This is a genomic window from Ancalomicrobiaceae bacterium S20 (assembly GCA_040269895.1).
Classification (GTDB): domain Bacteria; phylum Pseudomonadota; class Alphaproteobacteria; order Rhizobiales; family Ancalomicrobiaceae; genus Methyloraptor; species Methyloraptor flagellatus.
Genome location: CP158568.1, coordinates 591205 through 607361 on the forward strand (window position 1 = coordinate 591205; position 16157 = coordinate 607361).

Annotated in this window: 11 protein-coding genes; 9 read left to right on the plus strand and 2 right to left on the minus strand. The window is 68.9% G+C overall.

All coding sequences use genetic code 11. The annotated features are described in order from the left end of the window. Positions 1-30 precede the first annotated feature (30 nt). From murB to recN, 8 genes are all read left to right on the plus strand, one after another. Positions 31-939, plus strand: coding sequence for a UDP-N-acetylmuramate dehydrogenase (gene murB / locus ABS361_02815; protein XBY46788.1), 909 nt, complete (start codon positions 31-33; stop codon positions 937-939). A gap of 365 nt (positions 940-1304) precedes the next feature. Further along, complete coding sequence (locus tag ABS361_02820; GenBank protein ID XBY45240.1) at positions 1305-2228, plus strand: D-alanine--D-alanine ligase; 924 nt, start codon at positions 1305-1307, stop codon at positions 2226-2228. A gap of 134 nt (positions 2229-2362) precedes the next feature. Beyond that, the gene (locus ABS361_02825; protein ID XBY45241.1) at positions 2363-3133 is read left to right on the plus strand and encodes a cell division protein FtsQ/DivIB; all 771 of its coding nucleotides are present in this window, start codon (positions 2363-2365) and stop codon (positions 3131-3133) included. 35 nt (positions 3134-3168) lie between these two features. Continuing rightward, on the plus strand, positions 3169-4455 hold the full coding sequence (ftsA, locus tag ABS361_02830) for a cell division protein FtsA (protein ID XBY45242.1): 1287 nt from the start codon (positions 3169-3171) through the stop codon (positions 4453-4455). Between the two features lie 174 nt (positions 4456-4629). Next, on the plus strand, positions 4630-6411 hold the full coding sequence (gene ftsZ / locus ABS361_02835) for a cell division protein FtsZ (protein XBY45243.1): 1782 nt from the start codon (positions 4630-4632) through the stop codon (positions 6409-6411). A gap of 338 nt (positions 6412-6749) precedes the next feature. Next, positions 6750-7688 (plus strand): UDP-3-O-acyl-N-acetylglucosamine deacetylase, encoded by a 939-nt coding sequence (lpxC, locus tag ABS361_02840; GenBank protein XBY45244.1) that lies wholly within the window; start codon positions 6750-6752, stop codon positions 7686-7688. Positions 7689-8194: 506 nt separating this feature from the next. Next, positions 8195-8998, plus strand: a complete 804-nt coding sequence (locus ABS361_02845; protein ID XBY46789.1) for an outer membrane protein assembly factor BamD — start codon at positions 8195-8197, stop codon at positions 8996-8998. A gap of 163 nt (positions 8999-9161) precedes the next feature. Further along, positions 9162-10913: a DNA repair protein RecN gene (gene recN, locus ABS361_02850; protein ID XBY45245.1), complete on the plus strand. Its 1752-nt coding sequence runs from the start codon at positions 9162-9164 to the stop codon at positions 10911-10913. Here recN and ABS361_02855 read toward each other — a convergent pair. Further along, on the minus strand, positions 10894-11946 hold the full coding sequence (locus ABS361_02855; protein XBY45246.1) for a methyl-accepting chemotaxis protein: 1053 nt from the start codon (positions 11944-11946) through the stop codon (positions 10894-10896). The genes recN and ABS361_02855 overlap by 20 nt on opposite strands. Before the next feature lie 285 nt (positions 11947-12231). Here ABS361_02855 and ligA point away from each other — a divergent pair, with 285 nt between their 5' ends. Next, entirely contained in the window at positions 12232-14355 is a 2124-nt protein-coding gene (ligA, locus tag ABS361_02860; GenBank protein XBY45247.1) for an NAD-dependent DNA ligase LigA, read from the plus strand. Between the two features lie 59 nt (positions 14356-14414). Here ligA and ABS361_02865 read toward each other — a convergent pair whose 3' ends face one another. Next, complete coding sequence (locus ABS361_02865) at positions 14415-15806, minus strand: NAD-dependent succinate-semialdehyde dehydrogenase (protein ID XBY45248.1); 1392 nt, start codon at positions 15804-15806, stop codon at positions 14415-14417. Positions 15807-16157: the final 351 nt, after the last annotated feature.

Here is a 16157-nt window from a genome sequence, read left to right on the forward strand (position 1 = left end):
ACGACGTTCGATCCGTCGGCGATCCCCGGCGTGCGCGGGGCGATCACGGGCGATTTCGCGCTCGGCGAGGTGACCTGGTTCCGCGTCGGCGGCGCGGTCGAGACGCTGTTCCAGCCGGCCGACGAGGACGATCTCGCGACGTTCCTGAGGGCGCTGCCCGAGGACGTGCCGGTCATGACGATCGGCCTCGGCTCGAACTCGCTGATCCGCGAGGGCGGCGTACCGGGCGTGGCGATCCGGCTGCCGATGCGCGGCTTCGGTGCGATCGAGCGGGTCGGCGAGACGCGCATCCGGGTCGGCGCCGCGGCGCCCGACAAGCAGGTGGCGAAGGCTGCGCTCGACTTCGGTCTCGGCGGCTTCGCGTTCTATTTCGGCATTCCCGGCGGCATCGGCGGCGCGCTCCGGATGAATGCCGGGGCCAATGGCGGGGACACCAGCCAGCGGGTGGTCGAGGTCCGCGCCATCGACCGGCGCGGCGAGGTCCATGTCTTCGCCAATGCGGATATGGGCTATGCCTATCGGCATTGTTCCGCACCGGGCGACCTGATCTTCACCTCGGCCGTGTTCGAGGGCGTCGCGGCCGACAAGGCCGAGATCGAGACGCAGATGGCGGCCGTCACCGAGCATCGCGAGACCGCGCAGCCGATCCGGTCGAAGACCGGCGGCTCGACCTTCAAGAACCCGCCCGGACAGTCGGCCTGGAAGCTCGTCGACGCGGCCGGCATGCGCGGTTTCCGCGTTGGCGGCGCGCAGGTCTCGGAGATGCACTGCAACTTCCTGATCAACACCGGCGATGCCACCGCCTACGACATCGAACTGCTCGGCGAGACGGTGCGCGCGCGGGTGCTCGAGACGTCCGGCGTGCAGCTCGAGTGGGAGATCAAGCGCTTCGGCCGGTTCGCCGCCGGGCGCGCCGTGGAGCCGTTCCTCGGGGCGTGAGGCAGGACGGGCGCGACCGATCCGGCAAGGCGCGCCCGTGGGCCCGCTTTTGGCAGTGACGCCGCCACAATCTTCCGTAACGGTTGGTCTACGGGGTGATTCGCGGGGCGCGCGGGTCGGCTCCCGGCCGGCTGTTCGGTCTCGGACCTCAAATGTCGTGATGCCGGAGTGGGCTGTCGGCCGGCCGCATGGGTGAGCCGGGTTCCACCCCCCTTCGGGCATCGGTCGAACGGTCGTTCGGGCAATGCGGGCGCATCGGAATTCGTGAAGCGTAATGCGGGAAGGCCGGCGTCGGGGACGTCGGCCTTTGTCGAATCCGGGCCACCGTCGCGTGGAGCCGGACAAGAAGATCGGGGACAAACGAAATGACGAAGCACGTCGCGGTTCTGATGGGCGGATGGGATCCGGAGCGGCCGGTGAGCCTCAGGTCGGGCGAGGCCTGCGCCGGCGCGCTCGAGCGGGCGGGCTTCCAGGTCACCCGGCTCGACGTCGACCGCGACGTGATGAACACGCTCGCCGCGCTGAAGCCGGATGTCGCCTTCAATGCGCTGCATGGCCCCTGGGGCGAAGGCGGCGCCATGCAGGGCATGCTGGAGACGCTGCGCATCCCCTACACCCACTCCGGCATCCTCGCCTCGGGCCTGGCGATGAACAAGGAAAAGGCCAAGCTCGTCTTCAAGGCCGAGGGCATCCCGGTCGCCGAAGCCGTGGTCACCAGCCGTTTCGAGGCCGCCAAGGAGCACGTGCTGCCGCCGCCCTATGTGGTGAAGCCGGTGGCGCAGGGGTCGTCCTTCGGCGTGATCATCGTCTCGGCCGATCGCAGCCATCCCCCGCAGGAGCTCCTGCGCGACGACTGGCCCTACGGCGACATCGTGATGGTCGAGACCTACATCCCCGGGCGCGAGCTCACCGTCGGCGTGATGGGCGGCAAGGCGCTCGATATCATCGAAGTGGTTCCGCAGGGGCAGGCCTTCTACGACTTCGATTCGAAATACGCGCCGGGGGGCTCGCGGCACGTCCTTCCGGCGGCGCTTAAACCAAATATTTACCAAACCGTCCAAATGCTGGCGGAGAAGGCCTATGCGGCGATCGGTTGCCGCGGCGTTTCCCGGGCCGACTTTCGATTCGATGATTCGGGCGACGGCGATGGTGCGCTGTACTGCCTCGAAATGAACACGCAGCCGGGCATGACGGCGACGTCGCTGGTGCCGGAAATGGCCGCTCATGCGGGCATTTCTTTCGAGGCTCTGGTGACCTGGATGGTGGAGGACGCGAGTTGCGATCGTTAGTGGGGCACAGGCGACGGCGCGGGGCGTCGTTCCAGGAGGGAGGTCCCGATCGGGGCTTCCGCCCGGGACGTCTCATCCGCACGTTCCGTCGCTGGCTCCACGCGGTCGACGACTACGCCCGCCATGTCCGTCCGATGTCCGGCACCTATGCCGCGCTCGGCTTCCTCGGCGCCTGGGTCGGCTACGGCATGGCGCTCTCCGGCGACTGGCGGCCGACCGCCGAGGCGCTGACCGCGGCGGCCGGCTTCCGGGTCCAGTCGATCGAGATCCAGGGGCTCGCCGAGTCCGACTCGACCGAGATCGTCGACCGCATCGACGTCACCGCGCAGTCCTCGCTGATGATGCTCGACGTCGAGCGCGCCCGGCAGCGCGTGGCGGAGATCCCGTGGGTCTCCGACGTCTCGGTCAAGAAGCTCTATCCCCACCGCATCGTGGTCAGCCTCAACGAGCGGCTGCCCTTCGCGCTGTGGCAGGACGACGGCCGGCTCAAGGTCGTCGACCGCACCGGCGCGGTGATGTCGGAGACGATCCTCGCCCGCCATACCGCGCTGCCGCTGGTGGTCGGCACGGGCGCCAATGCGCGCGCCGAAGAGGCCGTCGATCTGATGGCCTCCGCTCCGTCGATCCGGTCGCGGGTGCGTGCCGCGGTGCTGGTGGCCGAACGGCGCTGGAACCTGGTCACGGTCGAGGGCGTCGAGATCCGCCTGCCCGAGGAGGATCCCAAGGCCGCGCTGGCGCGGGTCGCGCAATTGCAGGCGACCAAGCGCCTGCTCGATCGCGACATCGTCGCGGTCGATGTGCGCGCGGCCGACAAGCTGTTCGTGCGCCTCTCCGATGCCGCTGCCGAGCAGCGCAAGGAGATGAACAAGGCACGCATGCCGAAGAAGAGGGGGACCGACACATGAGACGGCCTCCCTCCGATCCGAATATCGTTCCGCGCATGCGGCCGCTGTCACACCGGCGGCCGACGGTCGTTTCCGTCCTCGACGTCGGCTCGTCGAAGGTGACCTGCCTGATCGCCCGGCTGAGCCCGCGCGCGCCGGACAAGGTGCTGCCGGGCCGCACGCATGATCTCGCCGTGCTCGGCTACGGCATGCAGCGCGCCCGCGGCATGAAGTCGGGCACGGTCATCGACCTCGACGAGGCCGAGCAGTCGATCCGGCTGGCCGTCGATGCGGCCGAACGCATGGCGGGTCTGACCATCGAATCGCTTATCCTCAACATCACGGCCGGCCGGCCGCGCTCGGAGGTGTTCCGGGCCAGCGTCGACGTGGCCGGTCTCGAGGTGGACGAGGCGGATATCCAGCGCGTGCTCTCGGCGGGCGGCTCGCATTCGGTGACCGACGATCGGTCGCTCGTGCACTCGCTGCCGATCGGATACGCGCTCGACGGTTCGCGGGGCATCAGGGATCCGCGCGGTATGCTCGGCAAGAAGCTCGCGGTCGACATGCATGTGGTGACGGCGGACACGGCTCCGATCCGCAACCTCGAACTCGCCGTCAACCGCTGCCATCTCGAAGTCGAGACCATCGTCGCGACGCCCTATGCGTCGGGCCTGTCGACGCTGGTCGATGACGAGGCGGATCTCGGCGTCGCGCTCGTCGACATGGGTGGCGGCACGACCTCGATGGCGGTGTTCGCCGATGGCGCCTTCTGCCATGTGGACGCGGTCGCGATCGGCGGCCACCACGTGACGATGGACATCGCGCGCGGCCTGTCGACCCGGCTTGCCGACGCCGAACGGATCAAGACGCTGCACGGCACGGCGCTCGCCGCCTCCTCTGACGATCACGAGATCATCGGCGTGCCGGCGGTCGGCGAGGACACCCACGACATTGTCAACGTGCCGCGCGGCGCGCTGACCCGCATCATCCGCCCGCGCATCGAGGAGACCCTCGAACTGGTGCGCGACCGGCTCGCGGCCTCCGGCTTCGCCGGCCGGGTCGGGCGCCGCGTCGTGCTGACCGGCGGCGCCAGCCAGCTGACGGGCCTCGTCGAGGTCGCCCGGCGCATCCTCGGCCGCAATGTCCGGCTCGGCCGGCCGCTCGGCATCGCCGGGCTGCCGCAGGCGGCCAAGGGGCCGGCCTATGCGGCGGCGGTGGGGCTTCTGATCTACCCGCAGGTGGCGCAGATCGAGCAGTTCGATCAGCGCCGCAGCCGCCGGCTGATGACCGGCACCGGCGGGCGGATCGCCAAGATCGGCCAATGGCTGAGGGACAGTTGGTGATCCCCCGGCCGAGGGCGACAGCGTAACGGGCGCAAGCCCCGAGTTTCGAGTTTCGAGTTCCGGCGGACCCGCGGTCCGCAAAAGAGCAGGTCGGGGTCCTTCGGGGCCTCGGTCGACAACAACGAAGACCGGAAGACCCCGCCGACGACCGCGGGCCGACAACGTGAGGCAGCCATGACTTTGAATCTGAAGATGCCCGACATTCGGGAGCTCAAGCCGCGGATCACCGTGTTCGGCACCGGCGGCGCCGGCGGCAACGCGGTCAACAACATGATCCAGGCCGGTCTCAAGGGTGTCGACTTCGTCGTGGCGAACACCGATGCCCAGGCCCTGTCGCTGTCGAAGGCCGAGCGCATCATCCAGATGGGCGTGGCGGTCACCGAGGGCCTCGGCGCCGGCTCGATGCCGGAAGTCGGCCGCGCGGCCGCGGAGGAGGTGATCGACGAGATCAACGACCACCTCTCGGGCGCCCACATGGTCTTCATCACGGCCGGCATGGGTGGCGGCACCGGCACGGGTGCCGCTCCGGTCGTCGCGCGGGCGGCGCGTGAAATGGGAATCCTCACGGTCGGCGTCGTCACCAAGCCCTTCCAGTTCGAGGGCGCCCGTCGCATGCGCACGGCGGAAGCGGGCATCACCGAGCTGCAGCAGTGTGTCGACACGCTGATCGTGATCCCGAACCAGAACCTGTTCCGGATCGCCAACGAGCGCACCACCTTCGCCGACGCCTTCGCGCTCGCCGACCAGGTGCTCTACTCGGGCGTCGCCTGCATCACCGACCTCATGGTCAAGGAAGGCCTGATCAACCTCGACTTCGCCGACGTCCGCTCGATCATGCGCGGCATGGGCAAGGCGATGATGGGCACGGGCGAGTCGTCCGGCGAGAAGCGCGCCCTGCAGGCGGCCGAGGCGGCGATCGCCAATCCGCTGCTCGACGAGACCTCGATGAAGGGCGCGCGCGGCGTGCTGATCTCGATCTCGGGCGGCAAGGACCTGACCCTGTTCGAGGTCGACGAGGCCGCGACCCGCATCCGCGAGGAAGTCGATCCGGACGCCAACATCATCCTCGGCGCCACTTTCGATGACGCGCTCGAAGGCGTCGTGCGCGTGTCGGTCGTCGCGACCGGCATCGATCAGGAGATGCAGGAGCATGTCTCGTCGCCGGCGGAAGCCCGCATGGCCGAGCTGACCCAGCGCCTGCGCACCGTCGCCAAGCCGGAGCCGGCGCGCGTCGAGATCCGCACCGCGGCACCCTCGACCGCCTCGCTGACCCAGGCCCGCGCCGAGGAACTCGCCGCGATCCGTCGCGCCGAGGCGGCCGCGGCCGCGGCCAAGCAGGCCGAAGAGGCCCGCATCGAGCGCGAGATCGCGATCCCGGAGCCGATGCCGGCGCCGCAGGATCCGGCCGTCATGATCGAGAGCTACATGCCGGCCCCGGCCGACTACCACCATGCCGACCCGATCCAGGAGATCGAGCAGCATGCGCCGGTCGAGGAGCCGATGGTCGAGCGTCGTCCCTACATCCCGCCGGCGGCCGAGCGTCCGGTCGACCCGCGCATGCCGCAGGCGCGCGTGCCGCAGATCGACGAGTTCCCGCCGATCGCGCAGCGCCAGATGGCGCCGGCCAATCCGGCCGAGGCGGCCCATGAGGACGAGCGTCGCCCGATGAGCCTCCTGAAGCGGCTCGCCGTCGGCTTCGGCCGCAAGGAGGAAGAGGAGGCCCCGGTGCAGCGGGAGCCCGGCTTTCATCAGTCGCGCGATACGAGCTTTCAGCAGGCCGGGCACCAGGAATTCGCCAAGCGACCGGTAGCCCAGCCGCAGCGCCAGCCGACGCAGGACTATCGTCCGGCCGCCGGCCAGCTCGACCCGCACGGCCGTCCGGCGCCGCAGGCGCGCGCCGCGGCCGAGGACGATCAGCTCGAGATCCCGGCGTTCCTGCGCCGGCAGGCGAACTGAGAATCGACTCGATTCCCTAGCGGAATTGCTCTGTGACAGATCTCGGCCCGGGTGTTTCGATACCCGGGCCGAATTGTTTCGCGTTCCTCTGAAATTCCGTGGTTAATCAATTGTTTACCTGTGACCGCAGGATGTAACAAACCGTAAGACAGTGTGATTTTGTGCTGGCGGTGTGGCGGACTACCTTCCACTCGTCGGAACCCAGCGGGCAGGTCCGGCCGCCACCTCTGGCCTTCTCGGCCGAGGAGACGCGAAACGACCCGACGATCGCCTCCCGATACCTCCGCCGGAACGAACGCCGGCGTGGGATGTTCGCAGAGGCCACGCAGGTGACGATAATGGTAAGAGCCGGGGCCAGCTTCCAGACCACGATCGGCGATGTCGTCCGGCTCGTGGGCATCGGTGTCCACAGCGGGAAGCGCGTCTCCGTCACTCTGTCTCCGGCCGATCCCGATACCGGTATCGTTTTCATCCGCACCGAACTGCCGACCGGGCGCGACGTCGAGATCAAGGCGACCTGGAAGTCGGTCGGTGCCACCGAACTCTGCACGGTCATCGGCGACCCCGCCAAGGCGACCATCGCGACGATCGAACACCTGATGGCCGCGCTGCGCGGCCTCGGCATCGACAATGTCACGGTCGAGATCGACGGCGACGAGGTGCCGGTCATGGACGGCTCGTCGATCGCCTTCGTCGAGGCGATCGAGCAGGTCGGCACCATCACGCAGGCCGCACGCCGCCGCTATGTAAAGGTGCTGAAGCCGATCCGCGTCGAGCAGGGCGCCGGCTGGGCCGAGCTCAGGCCGCACAACGGCTCGCGCTATGAAGTCACCATCGATTTCCCGACCGCGCTGATCGGCCGCCAGACCTGCGCGATCGACCTGACGCCGGAGACCTTCGCGCGCGATATCGCCCGCGCCCGCACCTTCGGCTTCGTCAAGGATCTCGAGAAGCTGCTGCCGCTCGGCCTCTGCCGCGGCTCCAGCCTGGAGAATTCGGTCGCCATCAAGGACGATCGGGTGTTGAACCCCGAGGGTCTGCGCTGGGCCGACGAGTTCGCCCGCCACAAGACGCTCGACGCGATCGGCGACATCGCGCTGTCCGGCGCGCCGATCATGGGCCTGTTCCGCTCGTATCGCGGCGGCCATCGGCTCAACTTCCTGGCGCTGCAGGCGCTGTTCTCCGACGAGACCGCCTGGGCGCTGGTCGACGCGGTGCCGGGCCGCCGCGAGGCGCCGGTGACCAAGGCCGCGGTCGGTCGCACGGTTTCGGCCTGATCGGCCCGACGGCATCTCGCTCGTTCGAAAGCCCCGCTTCGGCGGGGCTTTTCCGTCGGTGCGGCGTTGCGCCGGTCAGGGAGGCGGTGGCGACCGGCGTCGGCCGTGGGCGGCACAGATGTCACGGCGGGACGCGGGTGTGGCCGCGGACGCATCGCCGCCACAAATTCGGACCAAAGCGTCGCCACCAAGAGGGCGACGGTGGCGAAATTCGTGTCGCGCGCCGGCCGAGGTCGTGTCGGATGCGGCGCGGCCGACCGGGTGGCCGGATCTCTCCGGGCGTGGTTCGCGGCTTTGATGGTTCCATCGAGCCCGATCATGCTCTAGAACATGGCCGGTTTCTCGCGGGCGACCGGTCCGGTTTCTGCGGCTTCGATGTTCCGACTTCGATCGAGCGGGTGGTGAGTTTGACGACTTTCGATTTTGCCAAGGGCCGCATCGGCTCGGTCTCGCGCGCCGGTCTCGGTTTCGTCGCCGCCATGGCTCGCTTCATGCGTCGCGGCGCCATGGCCGGGGCCTTCGTGACGGCGGGGCTCGTCGCCGGCTGCGCCTCCAACGACACCGACGATCTGAAGATCGACAACACGCCGGCCGAGCAGATGTACAATCAGGCTCTGGCGGCGCAGGCGGCGGGCAAGCGCGCCGACGCGGTCAAGAAGTTCGAGGACGTCGACCGCGCGCATCCCTATTCGGAATGGGCGAAGAAGGCCGTGCTGATGCAGGCCTATACCAACTTCGAGCGTGGCGCCTATACCGACACGATCACGGCCGGCCGCCGGTTCCTGACGCTCTATCCGGGCAGCCCGGATGCGGCTTACGCGCAGTATCTGATCGCCGAAGCCTACTTCCGCCAGATCCCGGACGTGAGCCGCGATCAGGACATGACCGCCAAGGCCTCGCAGGCCTACAACGAGCTGGTCCAGAAGTACCCGACCTCGCCTTATGCGCAGGATGCGCGCCGCAAGCTGGAGATCACGCGTGACCAGCTCGCCGGCAAGGAGATGGAGGTCGGCCGCTACTATCTGACGAAGAAGCAGTATCTGGCCGCGATCAACCGCTTCAAGACGGTCGTGTCGGAGTACCAGACAACCCGCCACGTCGAGGAGGCGCTGTCGCGTCTGGTCGAGTGCTACTACGCGCTCGGCGTGACCAACGAGGCGCAGACCGCCGCGGCCGTGCTCGGGCACAACTACCCGGACAGCCAGTGGTACAAGGACAGCTACGCGCTCCTGAAGCAGGGTGGCTACGAGCCGAGCGAGAACACCTCGAGCTGGATCTCGCAGACCTTCAAGGGCTTCAAGGTCCTCTGAGACAGGCGGATCGTCGAGGCCGCGGCGCCCGTTCGGGCGCCGCAGTCGTCTCGGGCAGGCTCGGGCGACGACAGTGCGACGCGGTCGCAAGTTCCTGTTCCGTTCTGTCGTGTCTTCGTGCTAGAAGACGCATGTCCATCCTCTGGAGAATCGCTCGGACGCCATGCTCGTCGCCCTTTCGATCCGTGACATCGTTCTGATCGAACGGCTCGAGATCGACTTTGCGCGCGGCCTGACCGTCCTCACGGGCGAGACCGGCGCGGGCAAGTCGATCCTGCTCGATTCCCTGTCGCTGGCGCTCGGCGGGCGTGGCGACGCAGGGCTCGTGCGCCATGGGGCGGGGCAGGGGCAGGTCGTCGCGGTGTTCGACGTCGCCGGCGATCACCCCGCGCGCCGGTTCCTGGCCGAGAACGAGATCGACGCCGAGGGTGACCTGATCCTGCGCCGCGTGCAGACCGGCGACGGCCGCACGCGCGCCTTCCTGAACGACCAGCCGGTCAGCGCCACGCTGCTGCGCGATCTCGGCGCGCGGCTGGTCGAGATCCACGGCCAGCACGACGACCGCGCGCTCGTGGACGAGCGCGAGCATCGGCGGCTGCTCGATGCCTTCGGTGGGCTCGAGCCCGAGCGGGCGGCGGTGGCGGCCGCCTGGGGCGTCTGGCGCAAGGCGCTCAAGGAGCGCGACGGCCTGGCCGCGCGCATCGAGGCGGCGCGCCGGGAGGCGGACTATCTGCGCGCCTCGCTCGACGAGCTCGACAAGCTGAAGCCAGCCGAGGGCGAGGAGACCGAGCTCGCGACCCTGCGCCACCAGATGCAGCAGGCCGAGAAGGTCGCTGGCGACATTTCCGAGGCGGTCGATGCCCTCTCCGGAGGGGCCTCGCCGATCACGGCCGCGGCGGGGCTGCTGCGCCGTCTGGAGCGCAAGGCGGCGGCGGCGCCGGAGCTGCTCGACGGCGCGGTGAAGCCGCTCGCACTGGCGGTCGATGCGCTCGAGGAGGCGCGCTCGGCGCTGGAGGTGGCGCTGCGCTCGACGGCCTACGATCCGCGCGTGCTGGAGAAGACCGAGGAGCGCCTGTTCGCGCTCCGGGCGGCGGCGCGCAAGCACAACGTTCCGGTCGACGGTCTCGTCCACCTGCGTGAAAAGCTCGGCGCGAGCCTCGCCGATCTCGATCAGGGCGAGGACAAGCTGGTCAAGCTCGACAAGGCGCTGGCCGAGGCCGAGGCCGCCTATACGCGCGCGGCCGGCGTCCTGACCAGACGCCGCGGCGAGGTCGCCGAGGCGCTGGAGACGGCGGTCCATGCCGAACTGCCGGCGCTGAAGCTGGAGCGCGCGCGCTTCATCGTCGAGCGCCGCGCCGATGCACGGGACGCCGGTCCGGAGGGCGTCGACACGGTCGAGTTCTGGGTGCAGACCAATCCCGGCACACGACCGGGACCGATGATGAAGGTCGCCTCGGGCGGCGAACTCTCACGCTTCCTGCTGGCGCTCAAGGTCTCGCTCGCCGATCGCGGTTCGGCGCCGACGCTGGTGTTCGACGAGATCGACACCGGCGTTGGCGGCGCGGTGGCGCAGGCGATCGGCCAGCGGCTGGCGCGCCTCGCCGAACGCGTTCAGGTCATTTCGGTCACCCATGCGCCGCAGGTCGCCGCGCGCGCGGCCTCGCATCTGCTCATCTCGAAAGAAGCCGTGCCGGACGGCGCGGAGGAGCGCGTCCGCACGCATGTCGCGCCGCTGGAGACCCCGGCCCGTCGCGAGGAGATCGCGCGCATGCTGTCGGGCGCGGTGATCACCGACGAGGCGCGCGGCGGCGGAACGGCTGATCGCCGGGGGCTGAGCAGAACCGACGCTCGACGGTGGCGGGGCGCCGGAGCCTCGGCAGGCCCCGGTCTCGATCTCACGGCTTCTGCACGATGACGCCGTGCCAGCCGAGGCCGCGATAGGTCTCGTAGCCGGGCGTGTGGTGGAAGGCGATCAGGTCGCCTTGCGGGGTCGGGTAGAAGCCGAAGGCCTTGCCGCCGGTGTCGAGGCGCAGCGTCTCGCGCAGGATGCCCTGGCCGTCCGACGCGGCGATGATGCGGCCGCTGCGATCGGTCAGCAGCACGCGGGTCTTCTTCTTCTCGTCGTCGCTGAGCCGAACGCCTTCGACGATGGTGCGCGCCTGCGGTTCCCAATCGAAATGGACGGCGAGGATGCCGAGCAGCTTGCCGTCGGCTTGGCCACCGGCGCGCACGCCGGTGGCATAGGTCGCGACCTGGGCGCCCGCGAGGCTGCTCTCGGTCGCGATATCGGCGACGGTGTATTCGTTGCCGTCGCGCAGGCGCTGCGCGGCCGCGAACCACGGCCGGTCGGCGACCGAGCGTCCCGCGACCGAATACCGGCCCGGGCGACCGTTGGCGACCACGCGACCGTTGAGATCGCAGAGCCAGATGTCGAGATAGACCGTGTAGGCGTCGAGGATGACGCCGAGCCGGCTGGAAGCGAAGGCCTCCGCCGCCTCGGACGGCGCCGACAGGCAGTCGACGACGGCCGAGTCGGTCGCCCACCAGCGGACGTCGCAGGTCCGCTCGTAGAGGTTTCGATCGATCAGTTCGATGGCATTGAGCGCGAGGTCGAGCAGGCGGGAGCCGCGCGCCTCGGTCGCCATCCGGCGCGTCATGGTTTCGAGCAGTGCGATCTCGCCGACCAGTTCCTTGGCGAGGTCGCCGGACAGCGCCTCGACCTCGGTCGAGATGCCGCGCACCTCGTTGGCGACGACGGCGAAGCCGCGGCCGTTGGAGCCGGCCTGGGTCGCCTCGATCATGGCGTTGAGGGCCAGCATGCGCAGCCGGCCCGTCACGGCACGAATTCTGGCGATCTTGGCGTCCGTCACCGAGCGGGTTTGGACGGTGTGCGACAGGATATCGTCGATCGAGACGACATCCGCCTTGATTGCTGTCTCGACCGACATTTGCAAATTCCCCAACGGATCGGTGGGCATCGTTGTGCCCGAGGCAGTAATGGCGTGCGCCCGGTCTTCGCGTGCGTCACTTTTACGCTCATTGACATAAAGATCGCGGTGAATGCGTTTTCACATGCTTAACACTGGCTAAAATGCCATGTGTAAAACTGCGCAATTGTTAGGCATTTGCCGTATTGTGGCGATTGGACTCTCCGTCAGGCGGTCGCAACGCCGAGGTTGCCGATCGCGCGGCCGCTTTCTATCGTGCCGACCCCGAACACCCGGCGAGTGTCCATGTCAGACCCGAATGTTTCCGCCGTCCCCGTCGAGCAGCTCAGCGCGGAGGAAGCCGCCGCCGAACTGGCGCGCCTCGCGGCCGAGATCGCCGAGCATGACCGGCGCTATTTCCAGGACGATGCGCCTTCGATCTCGGATGCGGCCTATGACGCGCTGCGTCGGCGCAATCTGGCGATCGAGGCGCGGTTTCCGGAGCTGAAGCGCGCGGATTCGCCTTCCGAGCGCGTCGGTGCCGGCGTCGCGGCGGCCTTCGCCAAGGTCCGGCACGTCGTGCCGATGCTGTCGCTCGACAATGCCTTCTCGGATGCGGACGTCGTCGATTTCGTCGAGCGGATCCATCGCTTCCTGCGCACCCACGGCGAGCGCGTCGCGATCACGGCGGAGCCGAAGATCGACGGGCTGTCCTGCTCGCTGCGCTACGAGGCCGGCCGGCTCGTCACCGCGGCGACGCGCGGCGACGGCGCGGAGGGCGAGAACGTCACCGCCAACGTGAAGACGATCGCCGACGTGCCGCAGGTGCTGCCCGAAGGCGTGCCGGACGTCGTCGAGGTGCGCGGCGAGGTCTACATGAGCCACGCCGATTTCCAGCGCCTCAACGAGCGGCAGGCGGCGGCGGGCGAGAAGGTGTTCGCCAATCCGCGCAACGCCGCCGCCGGCTCGCTGCGCCAGCTCGATGCCGGTGTCACGCGCAATCGACCCTTGCGGTTCTTCGCCTATGCCTGGGGCGACATGAGCGCGCTGCCGGGCGCGACGCAGATGGAGATCGTCGAGGCGTTCCGGGCCTGGGGCTTTCCGGTCAACGAGACGGTGCTCTGCACCTCGGCCGAGGATCTGCTCGCCTACTATCGCGGCATCGAGGCGAAGCGCGCCGGGCTCGGCTTCGACATCGACGGCGTCGTCTACAAGGTCGATCGGCTCGACCTGCGCGACCGGCTCGGCTTCGTGTCGCGCAGCCCGCGCTGGGCGATCGCGCACAAGTTCCCGGCCGAGAAGGCGACGACGCTGCTCGAGGCGATCGACATCCAGGTCGGCCGCACCGGCGCACACACGCCGGTGGCGCGATTGACGCCGGTGACGGTCGGCGGCGTGGTCGTCACCAATGCGACCCTGCACAATGCCGACGAAATCGCGCGGCTCGATGTCCGGATCGGCGACCACGTCACGGTGCAGCGCGCCGGCGACGTCATTCCGCAGATCCTGGGCTTCGTGCCGGATGCGCTGCACGACACGCGCGCGCCTTACGTCTTCCCCGAGACCTGCCAGTGTTCGCTGAAGACGCCGCTGCAGCGCGAGGAGACCGCGGCGGGCGAGATCGGCGCGATCCGCCGCTGTTCGGGCGAATTCGCCTGTCCGTTCCAGCGTCAGGAGCACCTGCGCCACTTCGTGTCGCGCCGCGCCTTCGACATCGAAGGTCTGGGTGAGAAGCAGATAGCGCTGTTCTTCGCCGACGAGGACCTGCCGGTCCGGGCGCCGGCCGACATCTTCACGCTGGCGCGCCGCGACGCGCAGAACCTGAAGAAGCTCAAGGACAAGGAGGGCTTCGGCACCACTTCGGTGAAGAAGCTCTACGAGGCGATCGACGAGCGGCGCCGCATCTCGCTCGAGCGCTTCGTCTATGCGCTCGGCATCCGCAATGTCGGCGAGACGACCGCGCGGGTTCTGGCGCGCGCCTATGGCTCCTGGGCGGCCTTCCATGCCGCGGCGCTGGCGGTGGCGGCGGGCGATGCCAAGACCATCGAGGAGATGGATTCGCTCGACCAGATCGGCGAGACGGTGATCCAGTCGATCGCGCGCTACTTCTCCGAGCCGCACAATCTGGCGATCGTCGAGGATCTCGTGCGCGAAATGACCGGTGGCATCGAGGACGCCGAGCGGCCGAAGACCGATACGGTGGTCGCCGGCAAGACGGTCGTGTTCACCGGCACGCTGGAAAAGATGACCCGCGACGAGGCCAAGGCGCAGGCCGAACGGCTCGGCGCCAAGGTCGCCGGCTCGGTCTCGGCCAAGACCGATCTGGTGGTCGCCGGGCCGGGCGCCGGCTCGAAACTCGCCAAGGCGCAGGCGCTCGGCATCGAGGTGATCGACGAGGACGCCTGGATCGCGATGGTCGGGGGCGGGTGAGGCGCCAGGCCGATACCCGCCGCGACCGGGTGGCCGCGGCGGGGTGAGGGCGTTGCCGGTCAGAATGGCGCGTCGATGTCGACGACGTCGATCAGCTTGTGATTGACGAATTCCTTGATGCCGAGGCCGATCAGCTCGCGGCCGTAGCCCGAGCGGCGGATGCCGCCGAAGGGCAGGTCGGCCTTGACCATGGTCGGGTGGTTCACGAACACCATGCCGGTCGAGATCTTGGCCGCGACTTCCGCGCCGTGCTTCGTGTTGCTGGTGAACACCGAGCCGCCGAGGCCGAAGGGCGAATCGTTGGCGATTCTGACGGCGTCCGCCTCGTCCTTGGCGCGGAACAGCATCGAGACTGGGCCGAAGAACTCCCAGTAGCGCGCCGGATTGTCCTCGGCGATCTCGGTCAGGATGGTCGGCTGCACGAAGGCGCCGCGGTTCGGCACCGGCGGGCCGACTTCCTCGGCCTTGGCGCCGTAGGCGACCGCCTCGCGGATCTTCTCCTTGATCTCGTCGGCCGCCCCTTGCGAGGAGAGCGGCGCCAGCGTCGTCGCCGGATCGTAGGGGTCGCCGGCGACGAGGCCCGCGACGCCCGTCTTGTAGCGCTCCAGGAAGGCGTCGTAGAGCGGGTCGACGATGATCATGCGCTTCGACGACACGCAGACCTGTCCGGCGTTCCAGTGCCGGCCGAACACCGCCCACTTCACGGTCTTTTCGGGGTCGGCATCGGCGAGCACGACGAAGGCGTCGGAGCCGCCGAGTTCCATGGTCGACTTCTTGAGCGCCTTGCCGGCCTGCGAGGCGACGAGGGCGCCGGCGCCTTCCGAGCCGGTCAGTGCGACGCCATGGACGCGCGGGTCGTTGAGGATCATCTCGACCTGGTGGCGCGTCGCATAGAGATTGTGGAAGGCGCCCGCCGGCAGGCCGGCCCGGCGCATCAGATCGTCGAAGGCGGCCGCCGATTGCGGCACGTTGGAGGCGTGCTTCAGGAGCACCGTGTTACCGGCCGAGAGCTGCGGCGCGATGATGCGGGCGATCTGGTAGTAGGGGAAGTTCCAGGGCTCGATCGCCAGGATCACGCCGAGCGGCTCGTGGACAAGGATCGCCTCGCCCTCGTCGCGGTGCGCGACCGGCAGTTTCTCCGGCGCCAGCAGGCGTTCGGCGTTCACGGCATAGTAGTCGAGGATGTCGGCCGACAGCGCGACCTCGAGCTTCGCCTCGGTGAACAGCTTGCCCATCTCCAGCGTCAGGAGCTTGGCGAAGGCGTCGGTCTCGGCGCGCAGGATTTCGGCGGCGGCGTGCATCACGCGGGCGCGCTCGGCGAAGCCGGTCTCGCGCCAGGCGAGGAAGGCGGTGTGCGCCGCCGTGATCGCCTGCGCGACCTCGGCGTCGGTGGCGTCGGCGAAGGTCTTCAGGACCTCGCCGGTGTACGGATAGGTCGTTGCATAAGCCATGGTCGCTCCCGATCGGAGAAAATGACGTTCGCGTTCCTGCGACCGCATCCGGTCGACCGCGGAACGACGCGAAGAGATCCGCCGGCTCGCGTCTTGCCGGCTCCCACCCGGGGCGGACAATAGGGCGCCGGCTCCGCTAGGGTCTTGATTTTCCTCAAAAGACGGGGAGGGTCGCGCGGTCGTGATCATGGCCGGGCGCGATCGCGCGGACGGCTTCGGCACGGCGTGCCTTGTCAAAACGTTATGGGCCGCAGTTGATCTTGGATTGCGGCTGGGCAGGGCCGAAGCGCTCCGAGGGGCCGTTCTTGTGGCGGGTCGGCTCTCGCCAGCATGCGATCTGGACGGCGTGAG